At 44.6% G+C, this 14,750-nt stretch carries 5 protein-coding genes; all 5 read left to right on the top strand.

The window, feature by feature from the left end; translation table 11 throughout:
- Nucleotides 1-5 precede the first annotated feature (5 nt).
- The 5 genes from FYJ73_RS08190 to FYJ73_RS08170 all read left to right on the top strand — a co-directional run bounded on the left by FYJ73_RS08190 (nt 6) and on the right by FYJ73_RS08170 (nt 14,650).
- Nucleotides 6-3,017, top strand: a complete 3,012-nt coding sequence (locus FYJ73_RS08190; RefSeq protein ID WP_154534233.1) for a hypothetical protein — start codon at nt 6-8, stop codon at nt 3,015-3,017.
- Between the two features lie 50 nt (nt 3,018-3,067).
- Complete coding sequence (locus FYJ73_RS08185) at nt 3,068-9,481, top strand: DEAD/DEAH box helicase (RefSeq protein ID WP_154534232.1); 6,414 nt, start codon at nt 3,068-3,070, stop codon at nt 9,479-9,481.
- 67 nt (nt 9,482-9,548) lie between these two features.
- A complete protein-coding gene (locus FYJ73_RS08180; RefSeq protein ID WP_154534231.1) occupies nt 9,549-11,528 on the top strand; it encodes a DUF262 domain-containing protein in 1,980 nt (659 codons plus the stop codon).
- Nucleotides 11,521-14,040, top strand: coding sequence for a DUF262 domain-containing protein (locus FYJ73_RS08175; protein ID WP_154534230.1), 2,520 nt, complete (start codon nt 11,521-11,523; stop codon nt 14,038-14,040). The genes FYJ73_RS08180 and FYJ73_RS08175 overlap by 8 nt, the downstream gene beginning before the upstream one ends.
- Before the next feature lie 139 nt (nt 14,041-14,179).
- The gene (locus FYJ73_RS08170; RefSeq protein ID WP_154534229.1) at nt 14,180-14,650 is read left to right on the top strand and encodes a hypothetical protein; all 471 of its coding nucleotides are present in this window, start codon (nt 14,180-14,182) and stop codon (nt 14,648-14,650) included.
- The last annotated feature ends 100 nt before the right edge of the window (nt 14,651-14,750 follow it).

Raw genomic sequence — 14,750 nt, 5'->3', positions numbered from 1 at the left:
AAGCTATGACATTAACGCAACAAGATATCAACCTCCTCAACTGTCTGAAGCCACAGACAGAAAGGCTGAAAGCCATGATAGCTGTCGGCAGACCCTACGTGTGGGAACTGAGACTGTCAGCGGATGAGTTTAATGATTTGGAAACTCGTCTGAAAGACAGTATCCATTCCCATGGAGACGACTACCACTATCTGCTCAGCAAAGACTTTGCCCTGATCCTCGTCATCTATCTTGCCGAATGGTATAAGCGCTGCTATAAAGGCGCAGAGACGATGGCGGATAACAAGGTCATCCGGTTAAACTCCAAGGAACTACAGCAGCTCTATGACCTTGCAGGCATTGACACGCACACGTTCGTCTACAATGCATCGAAGAATCCAGACAAGACCTCCTACCGTTGGCTTGAGTCGTTGCAGGTGCTTGGTGGTCTTGCTATTCAGGCGGAGATCAAGAAGGATGAAGAGTCGGATAAGCTATTACCCTTGCTCTGCAAGATTTTCCATGGTGAGGATATCGACCTTAGTGAACTGAAAGACCGCTACCGTGCCGTGGCTTTCCAAGAGTCTATCCAGCGCAAGCATAGCCTTTATGAATATCTTGACTGTATTCTCAATAAGGACAAGGAACTCCCTTTCTCCAAGGCAGATCTTGCTGACAAGAACTCTCTTGTCAACCAGCTCCTCGATCGGATTCTGAATGCTGACAAGAAAGCCAAGAAGGATAAGTTTGACTTTGAGTGGATCGTGACCTATACCGCTCGAAATAACCAGATGGTGCGCCGACTCAAGGTCAAGCTGAAGCCGGAAGCTATTGGTGGTCAGAAGAGACAGTACATTGGTTACGACCGCTTGGAAGATACATGGAAGGTTCCACATCCGGAAGAGATTGGCAGACTCCTGTTTGCACTGAGGTTCATGAATGGAAGCCACTGCGTGAAAGAGGCTTCTTTCAAGGATCCCTTGTTCAAATATCACAATACCGGAAGTGCGGCCACCGGCTTCGTATCTATCAACAAGATTGATGAAGCTTACTGTCTCGATGTACCGACGAGCCGGTTCGACAAGGTCCAGGTCGTCATGAAATATGATGATACGCTTAGGACCGTTCAGACGCTTGAGGTAAAAGACTATCTGCAGGTCTACAAACTTGCGAAAGCTCATAATGAATGGTCAAGTAGAAGAAACGCTCAGGCAGCAACCGTCGTCATCTTCTCTTCGGCTTACCATCTTGCAGAGGACTATCAGGACCTCCCTGTGGTATATGCCCACTATCGTAACCAAGATCAGGAGAGCGAAGACTATTGTTGGTGCCCGATCAACGATAAGGTGGTGCTCGAAGACGCTAACGGCAAACCGTTGTTGCCACCGTTCTTCAACCGCAATGGCCTCTATCAGGTGGTGACAAAGAAGTATCTTGAGACCATCAAATATCAGGAGAACCTCTATGTCACTTATCAATGGAAGGAACTTGATGAGGATGGAGACGAGGCAGATGCAGAAGTGTCTACTGATACCCTGCCTGTTCTATTCGGGCGTGACGGTCTTCAAGTGCTGCATTATCCCAACGGACAAGCGAATGAAGGCGAGGTTGTATCATCGAACAAGTATGATTTGGAATGGCTACAACCCAATGGCAGATACATGGATTGGAACGAAGAGCAGCCACGTCAGGGCGTTGTCCGTTTGAGAGTCACTGTCCAAGGCATCGTGTTCAAATACAAGGTGTTCTATGTGCCCTTTGTTCCTTCCGCTGACACTCCGGACCCTATCTGGCGTGACTTTCAGCATACACGTATCTGCACGGCGCTCAAAGGTGTAAATGATATCCAAGATGAATTTAATAAGAAATTAGATAAGGAAGAGCCGGACACTAAACAACTCACAGTCGGCACAGACCAAGAGAAAGTGCTCATCGATGTCTATCGGCCGGTATTGCTCAAAGAACTCTCACAGAAGAAGCCAGACAGTGATGGAACGATTAGAAATCATGTCATTGAGTATTATGGGGCTGACGAGAAGATAGAAATTCCTCTCATCAACTGTGATCAGTTCTCTGTTCGTGATTTCTCCAAGAAGGGAGTACGAACCTATCGGCTGACAAAGCGGAGTACCGTCTATTATGGCTTTCCGACGTTTGATGATCCGAATATGGCTATTAGCAATTATTCACTCTTCAAGAAATCTGCTGCGGAACTGACACCGGAGATTCCGTTGAAAGACTTGTTCATTTATATATGCAAGCCTGAAGATCAACCTCACAATCTTTATGCATGGAACTATCACGACGAGCCGGAGCCGGTGGATAGCGTAGATGACATGAAAGATAAAGGTATCGTTTTCCAGAGTCTGAAAGACAATCCAGCTCCACGCCACTATGCATCGCCTAAAGAAATAGATGTAGCTGACGATTCAGATGATAGTGGTGAAGACTGGGGAGATGAAGACTGGGGAGACACTGCCGAAGAAGAAATTCATCAAGAGGAAGACCCTATGGCTTGTTTTGAGATGATAGCCCAGCATAAGGTCTACTATTTTCTCTTTCAGCCGTTCATCGATATCGTCCATGATGGAGACGTTATTAAACGTCTACTGCTCCCCTTGATGCAGAAATATCAATATCATCTGCCGGAATATACTGTTCGAGAGCTCTATCGCTTTGCCGTTGAGTTCCACTTCGACTGGATGCTGATCAGTAGGAAGAAGTGGAATGAGCAGATAGAAGGTATCATACATGATGACGAAGAGAAACTGAAGATTGAAGATGCCGTGATCGACTTTTTCCGTCAGACTCCCAAAGTAACGGATGAGCGTGAACAGGCATGTCTGAATGAGTTTTTAGACAGATATTGGGAGTTCAATGCCTACCCTAAGGTCGATGATATTGCAGAGAAAGCACTTCGAATGATTCTCGGAGATCTTGATGCGCTTCACGGGCAGGATATGAAAGACTATCTCAAAGAATGGGATGAATGCCGATTCAAGTTCATAGAACTGTCCAAAGCCTTCAAAAAAAGTTAGGAGTTCCCTTTCGAGTTAGAAGTTAGAATAAGAAAATAAGACTACAAGATATGACAAAGCAGAAATTTAAATTTGCTGAACTCTATAGAAATAATAAGACCGCCGTTCAGAAGACGTTGTCGTCAATGTGGTGTGGTGAAGCTCACAACGAGAGTCAGAAAGGATATATAGGTCAACTCAAGAAGATCATTCCTAATATCTTTGCGCCGAAAGATGCCATGCCGCTCGTGCAATGTATGAACAGCTATGAGACCATCTATCCGGAACATGAGGAAGAGGCTGAAGAGTTGGTGGGTGACCTCTGGCGCAAGACCATGACCAAGGGCACCTATTACAAACCATACGAGCATCAGTATCAGTGCTGGAAGACCTTGTTGAAAGATCGGACAGAAGATGGAAGATACAAATCGATTGTAGTTACGACGGGTACAGGTAGCGGTAAGACCGAATGCTTCATGCTTCCGTTGGTTCAGGACCTCATTGACCATCACGAGGATGAGCAGGTACAGGCTATCTTCCTCTATCCGCTCAATGCACTGATGGAAGATCAGAAGGCACGTATGGAAAAACTTCTTGAAGGCACAAAGCTAAAGTTTGCCGTATACAATGGCGACCTTCCGGAACGGCTTCCGGCTCCTGATGACAGGAACTACGACAAGGTATTACGCAAGGTCGATGCCATCCGTGGCGTCAAACGCAATGAGAAAGGAATAATTATCGAAGAGAAGTTCCCTCATGTCATTGCCACGCGTGAGCAGCTTCGCCGTCATCCTGCCAACATCATTCTGACGAACCCTACGATGCTGGAGTATATTCTCTTGAGGGACAAGGATTCTACCTTGATTCAGACAGAGAAGAAGACCCTGCGTTGGATCGCTCTCGACGAGACACATACTTACACTGGAGCCGGTGCCGCAGAGATTGCCATGTTGCTTCGCCGTGTACTGATGGCTTATGGCGTGTCTACCGATGAAGTGAGATTCGCTACGTCATCAGCAACCATTGGCAGCAACAAAGGCAAAGCAGCAGAGGAAGACCTCAAGCGTTTCATCGCTGGTATCACAGGACTCCAGGAAGACCAGGTGAGAGTCGTCGACGGAAAACGAAAAGGAATAGACCAACTTCCGGAGGATGAAGACAAGAAATATTGGCTCCGTCTCATCAACGATAACAAGGATGGATACATCAAACTGGATGAGCTTTTTGACCATGAGGGCACGATTGAAGAGATGCTTGAACATCTTGACCGCATGTGCTCCAAGGCGGAAGATGAGAAACTGACGGACCTCAGGGTGAAGGTCCACTATTTCTATCGCGTGCCGAATCAGGGCTTGTTCGTTGATATTTCCGACCCACACTATAGAGAAGATGGAAGTTTCAAGATCTATTCAGAGAACCGTCCCGATGCAGGTGTTGAAGGCAAGGCACCACTGCTGGAACTGAGCCGTTGTAAGCATTGTGGAGAATATGTTGCTATCGCCGAAGAGGTGGAAGATGATAAGGAGAAAGGAATCACTTATCAGCCTATCACCACGGATGACAGCGACATGTTCGATCTTGATGTGGAAGAGAACAGCGGCAAGCCCCTGTATGTCTTCGGTACGACAAAGAGTGAAGGGACTGACTATGACAACAATGTGCCTTATATCATCCGAGGGAACAAAATGCTGAATGTAACAGCTTCGAATCCTGCGGAGAAGGGCTGGCATGTCATAGCCAATTCGCAGTGTTGTTGTCCTTATTGCGGTTCAAAACTGACGAAGCAAACCAAACAGGATGAAGCTAACCCTGATGTCATCCAACCTGACGAGCAAGACGCTAAGAAACTGCAGAAGTTTCGCGTAGCTCCTGACTTCATTTCTCGTTTGATAGCCCCATCTACTCTCGACCTGATGACAGAGGCAAAGCCTAAGGATCCGAACAAGATCTGCATGCACCATGGTCAGCAATATATCAGTTTCGTAGACAGTCGTCAGATGGCCGCCCGTTCCACAATCAAGCAGAATCTGGAGGAGGAACGACAGTGGGTCTATGGGACTATCTTCCATGAGCTGTGCCGATTGGCCTCTGCTGATAAGATGACAATAGATGCTGCCAAGGCCTATTACGAGGGACAATTCAATGACCGCTCCCTGCCTCGTGCTGAGCGACTCGAAGCAGGTGAATGTCTCGATATTCTTGAGGGAGAAGATCAGAAAGCCATCGATGAACTTCTCTCAAAGATGAAGCCCAATCCGTATCTTTCCTGGCAAAATATTCTCGACTTGCTCTATGATGATGAATTCTCAGACGTGTTCTGTACTCAGTTTGCCGAGCGTTCAGAGCTTAGTCCGGAGGTAGACGAGCGAGGAAATATTAAGCCGGAGACGAAGCGGAAGTATATTCTTGCCATCATGACGGAGTATCTTTCAAAACGGCCGTTGTCGGCAGCCTCACCTGAGACCATGGGCCTGTTCACGTCTTATTACAGTCAGTTGGATAAAGTTCTGACAGATAAGTTGCCGGATACTGTTGAAGCTTTCAACAACGGATTATCAGAAGAAAATCGCATCAGCCAACAAGATTGGCATGACCTGATGCAGATCTTCCTCGACTTCACGGTGCGTTCTAATCAGTCCGTCTTCCTGAAGATGGATGATAAGGATCCTATGGATATCTTCCAGTGTGTCCGTTTTGCTACAGAGAAGGAGCGGCGCCGTCCTGTTCATAAGCCGATCGTACAAGACAAGGGTACGAACATCTCTCGTGTGATCCGGTTCATAGCTGTCCTGATTGCAAGAGATAAACATATCTCCATCGTCGATGCCATCAAGGGTTACAAAAAGTCGATACAGGATGTGATTGACTGCATGTGGAACGCCCTGACAAATCAGTATGGCCTGTTGAATCATAGTACTCACTATGACGACGACAAGAACGTGATGCAACATGTGAAGGATAAGGATGAAGTCAAAGATGGCGTACATTATACTCCGTATCGTCTGAATCTGGCCAACCTGGGATTCAAGCTCTATGATGATGTCTGGCTTTGTGATACCAATGTCAGCAAGGACAATCATCATGTAGAGCGTCTGCGCCCTTGTGCAACGCTCTTCCATCAATATTCTCCGTACATCATTGGCGGAGAGCCCGTAAAGGTGGACCAGAAGATGCATGATAAATGGGTGGTTTATCCTTATTATAAAGGAAACGCAGAAGGGAAGCCATCGCTTGAGAAGGTTGAAAACTGGGCCAAAGAAAACAGAAAACTTCTGTGGGACAATGATCTCTGGGGAGAAAGTGGTGTATTCGCAGACCGTCTGAACACCATCTATCAGTTCCCTGATTTGTTCATCCAAGCTGAGCACACAGCTCAAGTGGACAAGATGGTATCACGCCAAGTACAGGAAGACTTCAAGGATCATGCCTTGAACATCCTTGCATGCTCTACAACCATGGAAATGGGTGTGGATTTGGGTGACTTGGAACTTGTAATGATGACCTCTGTGCCACCACATCCATCTAACTATAAGCAGCGTGCCGGACGTAGTGGACGACGCGGACAGGTACGTAGTGGATGTATCACACTTTGTGGTTCCGATGCGGTCGGAATCAGGACGTTGCTGAATCCCATGCAGAATGTCATTTTGCGGGCTGTTCCCAGTCCTACTGTTGACTTGCATAGTGCCCAGGTCATCCAGAGACACATTAATGCCTTCCTCGTCAGGGAGTTTGGTGTGTTTAAGATGGCTGGCGGCAGCATCACAGAGAAGGTATTGAACTATTACACTCGGTATGAGTTTGTTCCAGATGGCGAGAGTTCACATATCAAAGTAAAACGAATAGACGATCACAGCATTGTAAGTCCCCTCGATGGTCTTGGATCAGAGAAGGATACGCCTTATGAGTATTTCAATAACAAATGCATGGAGGCACTCAGTGACAATCTTAGAGAGAAACTGATTACACTGCTGAAGGATACCGTTTATGACGGCAAGCCTAACCGTGTGGTTGAATTGGCCAAAGAAGCCAATGAGAAATGCTATGCTGGATTAGAGCGCCGCATCAGAGATTATGCTGAGCCCTACCGTAAAGCCAAGAGTGCCAAGCAACAGGCTTTCTTTGAGATGAAGTTTATCGAGCCACTGAACACCCAACTTATCTCTTACTGGGCTACTCATCGCTTCACGCCGAATGCAAATATGCCTGTGAATATTATCGAGTTTGATATCAACTCGGCAACACAAAACTACTATACGACGGTGACACCATCTAATCCATCTTACCCTCTGCGTACGGCCTTGTCACAGTATGCACCCGGCAATCCTATAGCGCGGGATGGAATCGTAAGGATTGTCAGAGGTATCCGGTATACCAACTTCTTCAAGCCCTATGTCACCTTTAAGAAGCTCTATTTCAACCGGGAGCAGGTTGTCATTGACTCCAAGGATGAATTGGATGGATTGCAGAAGTGGCCTGTCAATCAAAAGACTGATTTGGATCTGATGCAGCCTTCTGAGTTTATACCCGATATGAATGAGTCGGCAAGCAGAATTCTCGATCAGAATACATACACTCGTGTCAATGCTCAGTTGATAGGTGCTGATGAATGGAAGCAAGATCGTATTGAGCCTCATTTGTTCGACGCCCGCAGCAGTCGTGAAAGTGGAAACGGGCAGATTCTGTACTACAATGAAGGCATTGGTTTTGGGTATTGCCATTGTACGAAGTGTGGCCGTACCGTGTTAGAGAACTGGGCTGCAGCCTCTTCAAGCAACCCCGAGAAGTTGCCGGCAGAGATGAATAATATTTCTCCGGAAGACTCCGATAAGGAGAACTATCACTTCTCCCTCGTTCGTAAGGGGAAGAGACCTAACAAGTGTATAGGTTGTGGTGATCCTGATGCTATCAGACGAAACGTAGTCTTGGGAGATACCATTCAGACGGATTATACAGAGATCAGAATCCGTCATCTCAACGAAGACTGGATCAACATGCGTCATGGCCATGAAAATCTACTAATTACGTTGGGTATACTCTTTACCCAATCATTGGCAGAGGAACTGAATGTAGAGCGTAATGATATTGATTTCACCATTACACCCAACGGCCATATCTGCGTGTTCGATGCTAATCCCGGTGGCTCAGGCTATGCGAATCAGTTGGCAGCCATGGATCTGTTGAAAGCAGTTATCGACCGGTCGCTCAGCATCTTGAAGGCTGCGGAAGCATCAAAGTCAAAAGATGCGCTGATCGACAGAAGCACGCTCTATTATATCAACTACATCGACATAGCAGCAGCAAAGGCCTGGATAGAGGAAGAGATTTCTGCTCGCAAGAGCCTTCCAAAGAATATCGAGAAGGTGTTCCCGAATGCTACGGAGACGTCACTGGCAAAGATGCAGCGTGCGTTCGCGCAGTCGGCCAACGATGCCGTGCTCTTTGTGGATGATGATTATGAGCTGTGGGATTATGATGCATCTGATCATAGTTGGCGAGGACAATTTTTCAACTATTTTGCTGCTCATGGCCAGCAGACTACATTCTGTGTAGCAGAAAACAAACGGCAGTCTATAGCTGAGCTTCGGTCTGGTGATCAGATAACGGAGCCTTGTCTCAATATGCTCCGGTCTATCAAGGGATGGACAAAGGGTGTCGTGCATATGGAAAATCCTTATGCGGAAGATGGCGTATACCCGCTTGCATATATTGACGGAAGACTCTACTTCACCAACAACCAGGATCATATCACGATGAATGATCACTGGGCTAACGGCACAATGTACTATCAGAAGGCTGACAATCCTTTGGCTCTGGCAACCAAGGTAGATATGAGCATTCCGGAGAACAACACTGTGATCTTTGAACTCGGCGAAGAGGACAAGAAGCAGATCAAGACTGACGAACTTGCTGGAATTATCGAAGGCAAGGCTCCGGAACTCTTCAAGAAGTTTGCAGACTACTGCCACGAGCATAAAGGCGAGCTGATCAAGATCAGCTATCAGGATGAACATCTGAAGAGTATATTGGGAATGTCTCTGACGATTCAGACGATGGAATATTTCATCAAGAAATTGGATCATGACTTCAGTGTGGAATTCCTTCTTGAGATGTATCATGATGATAACGGCCGGGATGACAGTATCACTGCCAATCTCACAGACTGGACTAAGCGAGACAAATGGCTTGAGAGTCTGAGCAATCAGTGGCTTGATGACTTCGAGGCAGAGAGCAAACTCAAATGCAAGGACCTCGTCATCGATTCGAAGCATCGTCATAGTCTGACGCATTGGCGTGTACTCTCTTTCGAGTGTGCCGGTAAGAAGCTCTCCATCTACCCGGATGGTGGACTGATGAATGGCTGGTTCATCGTGCCGAAGCCTGTCAGTGAGCGCTGCACGACATCGGACATCACCTATGATGCCTCCATAGAGATCTTTAGAAATCAGAGCATCAAATATGATGTGACGATAGAGGATGAATAAAACTTTCTCCCTGCGGAGGCGGGGAGAAAGTTAGATTCGGTGAATTGACTTGATTAGAAAAATTGCAATGGAAGAACAAAATAATGATATACAACGGAAAGCGGTAGGAGAACTGCTGGACGGGCGGACATTTGTTATCCCGTCCTATCAGCGTGGCTATCGATGGAAGAAAAAACAGGTCATCGACTTACTGAATGACCTATACTCCTTTGCCTGCAAAAGTGAGGGCGAGGATGGGGAGTTCTATTGTCTTCAACCTATCATCGTTCAAGAGAATGGTGAGAGTAAGTGGGAAGTTGTGGATGGACAGCAACGTCTTACCACAATCTATATCCTCTTGCGTTATATCCTTAGGAAATTGAGATATCACGACGAGAAGGAGTTTTATGATGACTATAGGAAGAAACTCTTCCATCTGGAATATGAGACACGTCAAGGATCAGAGCAGTTCTTTGATAAAATGGACGAGGATATTAGTAAGACTAATGTCATCGACTATGCCTATATCATCAATGCTTATCACCACATAGATGAATGGTTTAGTGAGCCGAAAGGTGCAGCTGCTTTGTATGAGCATTATAAACCGGCAAGTATCAATAGTCCGAAAGGGTATGCGGAAGAGCTGTTAAAACTTCTTCTGAATGATGGTGACAACAAGGGGCGTTCTGTACAGTTTATCTGGTACGAACTTAGCAGACAGCAGGAAGACGGGAAGCCCAAGAATCCCATCGATGAGTTCGTGCGTATCAACAACGGAAAGATCGCCCTCACAAATGCTGAGCTCATAAAGGGCTTGTTTCTGCAAAAAAAGAATTTCGGTTCCGGAGAGGAAGATCTGAAGCAGATTGAGATCGCCATGGAATGGGAAAATATTGAAAATGAGCTCCATCGTGACGATTTCTGGTATTATATCCGAAAGAAAGAGACAGCACCTGACGAAGTGCTGCCTAACCGCATTGACTATCTATTCTCGATAGAATATAAGACAGACGAAAAAAATTGGATAGGTCAGTCTACTGTTGAGAAGGATAACGATGATCTGAACTTGAAGAGACTGAACCAGGAACTTTCAGACAAGGATAGGCTCTTTATTTACTATAATCAGAAATTTGAAGGTTTAGAGGGTAATGCTCTCCATAAAAAGATTCACGAAGAATGGCAAAAAGTCCTTGTGTGTTTTAGAACCTTGCAGGACTGGTATAATGATCCAGAGATCTATAACTATGTAGGTTATCTGAGCCAGTGCGGAGTTGAGATATCTGCCATCTACCATCACTATGTCATGATGGATGACACGGAAGAGCGAGATGACTTTATACGTTATCTTAAGGAACAGGTTAAGTATACCCTACGTGGGGTGAAAGTTCAGCCTTCTGAGAATAAAATGGAGTTTCCTCATGGTATGATTGCCAACAGCTATAAAGGTGGCCGTGAAGGAATCTACAATGCACTGCTATTCTTGAACATCAACATGATGAATCAGCAATTGAAGAATGCTACTTCACATGACAGCAATATCTACAAGTTCCCATTTGATGTGTTTGTCAGCCAAAACTGGGATATTGAACATATTGACTCATATACAACCAATCCTTTGAAAAAGCAACAAGATCAGAAGAAATGGCTGGAGACAGAGATAAATGGTCTTGGCGATGAATTGAAAGAAGAGGACAAGACAGAAGTTGAACTGTTGATGTCTGAGGCTAAGTATAAAGAAGCAATAGCAACATTACAAAAGGCTTTGGACGAGGACATGGATGCTACGGAAGAGGAAAAGAACAGCATCGGCAACCTAACTCTTCTTGATAGCACGACTAACAGGCAATACCACAATGATCTGTTCATCTTAAAGCGTAACCGTATTCTTAATAGAATCAAAGGTGGTATCTTCGTGCCGTCAACGACGCTGTATGTCTTTGCAAAACTATTTGACGAGTCCGGCAAAGATCTCACCAAATGGAGGCATGATGACAAAGTGAAATATCATAATTACATACTGAAGAGCTTAGGCGATTATATCAGTAAGGAGGGCTTGGAAAATGAATAACAAATATAGCTTGCTCAGCTTCTTTAACGAGATCAAGAATGGCAATGAGAACCTTCCCGGAGAAATTGTCATTCCCAGGATCCAGAGAGCTTACGCACAAGGCAGAAAGAACGAGAAATTCGTTAGGGAAGGGATATTGGACGATATCTTCCATAGTTTACTGACGGGAGAGACATTAGAACTCAACTTTATCTATGGTACCCTTATCGACAAGAAAGACCATCAAGTGTTTGAAATATTGGATGGTCAGCAAAGGACCACTACGCTGTGGCTTCTTCAATGGTATATTGCCTGCCGTGAGAACCATCTAACTGAAGACCTCAGCAAACTGCTTGGGGTTTTTCGGTATGAGACCCGCCACACATCTACTGACTTCTGTAATGGACTGTCGCGATACCATTATGTTCATCACGAGGGAGAAACACCGAGCGAAAACATCCGCAAACAGCTGAAATGGTACTTTAAGTCGTTCGACCTTGACCCAACGGTAGATTCGATGCTCGTCATGCTCAATGCTATTGATGAGAAATATAATAAAGCGGGAAAGAGTGACTTATATGCCCAACTCGAAAATATCCAGTTCTATGTACTCCGTCTGGATAAGTTCAAGCTCACGGAAGAACTGTATATCAAAATGAACGCTCGTGGACTGTCTCTTACACCTTTTGAAAATTTCAAAGCCGACCTCATCAATTACATGAAGACGAGTGGGCGCTTTGACGAGATTACAGAATACAATGGCAGAAGTATTCCTTACTATCTGAAGATTGCTTCTGAGATTGATGGCAAATGGGTAGATCTCTTTTGGGACAACAACGATTATGAGACGATAGACAGCGCAGAGTATATAGAAGACAATGAAGACTACAACGTAAAGTACTTTAGATTCTTCTATCGTTACTTTGCTTCTACCTATATCTTGAAGTATGCTCTCGATGTTAAGAGCGACCCCATGAGACAAGATAAGATGTATCTCTTCTTCCATCAGGTATCAGAAAGTCAGAAGCTGAACAACTATCTCCGTTTTGATCACTACAAGACGATGCTTGATGCTCAGCCTGATCATATTTGTAACATGGAAAAGATACTGGATACATTGTATGACCATTACGAAAAGGATATCAAGCCGTTGCTGACACCAGTATGGAATAAGAACGAAGAAGAGAAAGAAGATTCGTGGGATTTCTATTCGATCATGAAACCCACGGGATTCAACTTGCAGCGTAGAATAATATTCGCTGCTATCTGTGAGTTCATCGAAGCTTATGAGACATTCGACCTGGAGACATTTGGTAAATGGATGCGAGTCGTATGGAATGTCGTTTCCAACACGGATATCGATAGCATCAGTGCATTGACAGTTCTCGAGAGAAGCTTAAGTGGCATTATAAGAGGAGCTGCCCAAAGTCAGAAGGAGTTCTATCATTATTTGTCAGAATACAGCAGCAAGGCAAACGATGAGGATAGTAATGGCGAGCGATCTGGTGCCATCCAGGAAGAGATCATCAAGGCGAGATATATCATTAGTGACGACAGATGGCTTCCTTTATTTCTTGAAGCAGAACAGCATCCATTCTGCAAAGGCATGGTGCGTTTCTTCTTAAAGGCTGAGGGTGATACGCCTGAAATCTTTGCCCACAGATATGCTACTGTCAAGAACATGTTTGATGAGAAAGGTGTAACAGCAGAATATAGTGAGGAAGGAGACTACATTTTACTTCGCTCGCTGATCAGCAGAATAACGAATTGGGAAAATTTCAACAACAGGTACTTCACCGATAAAGTGGAGAAAAAGTATAATGCATTGAAGATCATGCTGACTACTCCCAACAATCAGCCTTTAAGGGACTTCATGTGTGATGTTCTCGACAAGCCCACTAAAGGAGAGATGTTGTCGGAGATGTATAAGGCAGTGAATGAGCCGAGTCATCTAAACTTGGATGCATACTGGGATGTTGACCGGAAGCGTCTAATTCATGAACGGCTCTACCAGCATCCAGAGTATGAGCGGTGGATTCAGGCTAATGGTGCTTGGCGAGTGTATTGGCGCTATTCCAATTATTACTCCGTTGAGACTGGTTCTTCGTATAACCTTATTTTGTTGGATACAAACAGAAATGAATTCATCAAGCAACTCATGCTTAATGATGGATTCACGCTTATTGATGAGAACATCCGCGGCAACCATAACCAGACACAGGTTGAGGACTTCAAAAAATATGGCATCTTCTTCGGCTATAGAGTTCCCTTACTTAAGGAATACAGAGGATGGCAGGTGCGTGTAAATTTCTCCTACAACAACTTATGCTATATATCCGTAATCTATGATGGAGACATTCAAGAACTTAACAATGTGTTTGGCGAAGCGAATGTACGCGAAGTAGAGAATACCAATCCAAAAAGGTATCAGATCTCTGAAGCGTTTAATTACGAAAAAGCGAACTACGATGAGATAAAAGAAAAGATATTCTCTGTTCTTGACAAGTTACCACAATCAGAAAACGTACTATAGGCGGGAACTTTATGGTAGATATCAAGAAAAAAGTTGTAATTTTGTAATCGAAGTAAATGATCCGGATGCCCCTAGGACGGATATCAATGGTGGGGGCAAACGGATCTACTTCAAAATATAGAATGAAACCCAAGAAACAATGACAGAGGATCTCTTAAATATAGTCACTGACATAGATAAATGTAGTAAGGCAAGAAAAGGAAGTTACATCTATCCAATTGCCAGAGTCCATTGTAATTATGATGGAGAACAGAAATCTTTCTGGTTTACAAATCGTAGCGTTACGCCAAGAGAAATTGGATCGCTAAAGAACTTTGGAACTTTCGTGCACAAATACTCTGATGTTGCCATCAGAATGATGAAAATCAATGTTGGCTCATCTTTTGATTACTCCACGAAGAATTATATCAAGCGAATGGTAGACCATGAGGTCGTGGTAGAAAATCGCACAGACTTCAACAATCAGACCATAGAAATCGCTGGTGATTCTCTTGTATATCAATATAGAAGCATCAGTACTTTTTTGTCAGCTCTACGACAGAACAAAGAAGACATTGCTGATACTAAAGAGAATATAGCTCAATTACTAAAGTTTCCCACTTGCAAATAGCTCGCCCTTAAAGTCTTAAAAATCAAGAGAAAAGAGAAGGAATGTCCAAAAGTTTTTGTATCTTTGTAGTGCAAATAAATCATTGATACATAAACGATTA

Origin of the sequence: Hallella mizrahii (assembly GCF_009695775.1) — a bacterium.
GTDB classification, from domain to species: Bacteria; Bacteroidota; Bacteroidia; order Bacteroidales; family Bacteroidaceae; genus Prevotella; species Prevotella mizrahii.
The sequence above is the reverse complement of the archived record's forward strand: the minus strand, read 5'-3'. Positions and strand labels throughout refer to the sequence as shown.